Origin of the sequence: Bradyrhizobium sp., from assembly GCF_017881085.1 — a bacterium.
GTDB lineage: Bacteria > Pseudomonadota > Alphaproteobacteria > Rhizobiales > Xanthobacteraceae > Bradyrhizobium.
In genome coordinates this window covers 1-3,587 of the sequence record NZ_JADGRI010000430.1, presented here as the reverse complement: position 1 = coordinate 3,587, position 3,587 = coordinate 1, and the positions used below count along the sequence as shown (strand labels likewise).

The 3,587-nt window shown below is 61.4% G+C and carries 4 protein-coding genes; 1 reads left to right on the top strand and 3 read right to left on the bottom strand.

Annotated elements, in window-relative coordinates:
* The coding region (gene fabB, locus QZ213_RS26020) for a beta-ketoacyl-ACP synthase I (RefSeq protein WP_291688928.1) at positions 1-1,091 on the bottom strand (1,091 nt) is incomplete at its 3' end.
* Positions 1,092-1,175: 84 nt separating this feature from the next.
* Positions 1,176-1,706 carry a 3-hydroxyacyl-[acyl-carrier-protein] dehydratase FabA gene (gene fabA, locus QZ213_RS26015; protein ID WP_291688927.1) on the bottom strand — a complete coding sequence of 177 codons (531 nt, stop codon included), beginning with the start codon at positions 1,704-1,706 and terminating at the stop codon, positions 1,176-1,178.
* Between the two features lie 364 nt (positions 1,707-2,070).
* On the opposite strand from fabA, the gene irrA reads away from it, so the two are divergent.
* The gene (irrA, locus tag QZ213_RS26010) at positions 2,071-2,544 is read left to right on the top strand and encodes an iron response transcriptional regulator IrrA (protein ID WP_291688930.1); all 474 of its coding nucleotides are present in this window, start codon (positions 2,071-2,073) and stop codon (positions 2,542-2,544) included.
* Positions 2,545-2,714: 170 nt separating this feature from the next.
* On the opposite strand, the gene QZ213_RS26005 is transcribed toward irrA, so the two are convergent.
* Entirely contained in the window at positions 2,715-3,242 is a 528-nt protein-coding gene (locus QZ213_RS26005) for an SH3 domain-containing protein (protein WP_291688929.1), read from the bottom strand.
* Positions 3,243-3,587 lie beyond the last annotated feature (345 nt).

Below are 3,587 nucleotides of genomic sequence, written 5' to 3'. Positions count from 1 at the left end.
AGCTCGGTGATGTTGGCGCTTTCGCAGATGAAGCCGTTCTGCATCATCAGCAGCGAATAGATCGCCTCCTGCACGCCGGTGGCGCCGAGCGAATGGCCGGTCAGCGCCTTGGTGGCGGAAATCGGCGGACACTTGTCGCCGGCGCCGAACACCTTGCGGATCGCCTCGATTTCCGGCGGATCGCCCGCGGGCGTGGAGGTCGCATGCGGATTGATGTAGTCGATCTTGGTATCGACGGTCGCCATCGCCATCCTCATGCAGCGTTCGGCGCCCTCGCCCGAGGGTGCCACCATGTCGTAACCGTCGGAGGTCGCGCCATAGCCGACGATTTCACCGTAGATCTTCGCGCCGCGCGCCTTGGCGTGTTCGAGTTCCTCCAGAACCACGACGCCGGCGCCGCCGGCAATGACAAAACCGTCGCGGCTGACGTCATAGGGGCGGGACGCGGTCGCGGGCGTATCGTTATATTTCGAGGACATCGCGCCCATCGCGTCGAACAATACCGACAGCGACCAGTCGAGCTCCTCGCAGCCGCCGGCGAAGATGATGTCCTGCTTGCCGATCTGGATGGTCTCGTAGGCATTGCCGATGCAATGGTTCGAGGTGGCGCAGGCCGACGAGATCGAATAGTTCACGCCCTTGATCTTGAACCAGGTGGCGAGCGTCGCCGACGCGGTCGAGGACATCGCTTTAGGCACCGCGAACGGCCCGACCCGCTTCGGCCCCTTGGTGCGGGTGATGTCGGCGGCCTCGACGATGGTGCGCGCCGACGGTCCGCCGGAGCCCATGATGATGCCGGTGCGGATATTGGAAACGTCCGAAGGCTCCAGACCGGAGTCCTGGATCGCCTGCTCCATCGCGATGTGATTCCAGGCGGCGCCTTCGCCGAGGAAGCGCATCGCGCGCCGGTCGATCACGCCAACCGGATCGAGCGTGGGCTTACCCTGTATTTGGGATCGGAAACCGAGCTCGGCATATTTATCCGCGCGCGTGATTCCGGATTTCGCCTCATGGAGGCTCGCAAGCACTTCCTGGGTGTTGTTTCCGATGGACGAGACAATGCCCATCCCCGTGATGACAACCCGCCTCATGATCGCCTCGCCTTGTCGTTGTCTTCTTGTGTGATGCTGCCCGTGGTCAAACCGAAACTCGTCTCAGCGGCCGAAGCACGTATCTCATGTTCCCGGCTGCAATGGGGTGTCCTGCTTGAACAACCCGACCTTCAAATCCTTCGCGCGATAGATAATCTCGCCATCGGTAGAAAGCCACCCGTCGGCGATGCCCAGTACCAGCTTTGAACGCATCACCCGTTTGATGTCGATGTTGTACACAACCTTGCGGACGTTCGGCAGCACCTGCCCGGAAAACTTCAGCTCGCCGAGACCCAGCGCCCGGCCGCGGCCCGCGCCGCCGGTCCAGCCGAGAAAGAAGCCGACCATCTGCCACATCGCATCGAGGCCGAGACAGCCGGGCATCACCGGATCGTTCTTGAAATGGCAGCCGAAAAACCAGAGATCCGGCTTCACATCGAGCTCGGCGCGGATCACGCCCTTGCCATACTCCCCGCCGGTCTCGCTGATCTCGCTGATGCGGTCAAACATCAGCATCGGGGGCAGCGGCAATTGGGCGTTGCCGGGGCCGAACAGCTCGCCCCGGCCGCACGCCAGCAAATCCTCATATTCGTAACCGCTGCGCCGATCCAGCATAGTGCCTAGCCTCTTTCAAATCCCGATGGAGCGTTCTTAGCGAAGGGACCCGCTTTGGGTGGGAAGCGCGCCAATTATCGGGAATCGGCGCGAATACCGCAGATCAGGGTGCCCTGCGGCAACCGGCGCTCGCCTTTACCTAATTCGCAAAGCCCAAGTCCGGGCGCTCTCTATCATAGGCCCTGCAGGCGGCAAAGCACCCCGACAGGGCAAATCGCCGCGCAAGGCGACGGTTCCTTTTAACCTTGGACCGGTTCTAGTTGCGAAAAACTTGCATCTGACGGCTTTCCTTCTTATATTCCGAGGCCATAGTGCAGAAATAGTGAGCGCGGTACCTGACGTGGAAATAAGTTACGACGCCTCGATTTTGAATGAAGACGCTGTCGGGCCGGCAGCCCGCGAGGCCGGGCGTCAGCCGGCTTTAACCGGTTGCCCGTGGCACGATGTCAATGAAATGCTGCAGGCGGCGGGCTTACGTCCTACCCGCCAGCGCATGGCCTTGGGCTGGCTGTTGTTCGGTAAGGGTGCGCGCCATCTCACTGCGGAAATGCTTTACGAGGAAGCGACGCTGGCCAAGGTTCCGGTGTCGCTCGCCACCGTCTACAACACCCTCAACCAGCTGACCGATGCAGGCTTGCTGCGCCAGGTCAGCGTCGACGGAACCAAGACCTATTTCGACACCAACGTGTCGGCGCATCACCACTTCTATCTCGAAAACAACCACGAACTGGTCGATATTCCGGACCCGCACCTGGTGTTGCAGAAGATGCCGGAAGTGCCCGAAGGCTACGAGATCGCCCGGGTCGACATGGTCGTGCGGCTGCGCAAGAAGCGCTGAGCGTCAAAGGGACTCGTTATACGCGGGTTGAAAGCGCGAAGCGCGTCTTCCACGCGGAATAGCCCGCGTATCCATCTATCTTCATCAAGAGTTTTTTTGAGAACGGATGGATGGCCGGGTCAAGCCCTGCAATGACACGTGATTGTCATTCTCTGCGCCGTCGGCCGAACTCAATCCACGCTCTCGCCGGCGTAGACGCCCCATAGCCGCTGCTGTTCGATCCAGCCATCGAAGCCGGTGCCGCTGACGTGGCACCAGCCGGCCGCGCAGTGCTTGACCTGGACCACGACGCCGGCCTGCAGGCGGGCGGCGATCGCCGAGGTCGGATCGGCGCGATCGTAGAGTTGCGCGAGATCATCCTTGTTCTTCATCGTGATCACGGCCGTGCGGCGGCCCGACAACAGCGAGTGATAGACCCAGCCCTCGGCGCCCTCGGAATCGCGGACCCGGCGCCAGTTCTCGAATTCAGCAGTAATCTCAACCGGCAGGCCCGAGCGCGTATAAACCCAGGCGACGTCATTGTCCTTGGTCGGACCGGCCCTGACATTCACGTGATCGGATTTGAGGCTGACATAGCGCGGCACCGGCAAACCACTGGTGGTGGTGGCCGTATCCTTGGCCGAAAATCCTGAGCTGATCGATGCGCCCAGCGCGCATCCCGCCAGCACCACCACAGAACCAAAACGCCGCAACCCCATCCACTCGTCTCCCACCGAGAATCCAGCTCAAATTCTTCGAGCTGGACCACCCACCAACGCCCCAAAACCCCTGCACCCGCCCGGACTGCCCCTCGGCTTGCGATTCCCCAGGTTCTCGCCGGGGTTCTTGTCTTGGCCCGGCCTTCTGCTAGAGAGGGCGCAATGGGGAAACAAGACGAGCCCGAAGCCCCCTTTCGAAAGCCCGAAAGGATGGATCGGGGAACCCGAGAAAACCTTGAGCAAACGCCGGGACTGCGCGCTAGCGGCAGTGTCGAACAAGCGGGTTAATGAGGTCTGAACGACCTTCCGAGAGCAGGATATGTCGGTTAAGAAAAAACCTCTCGT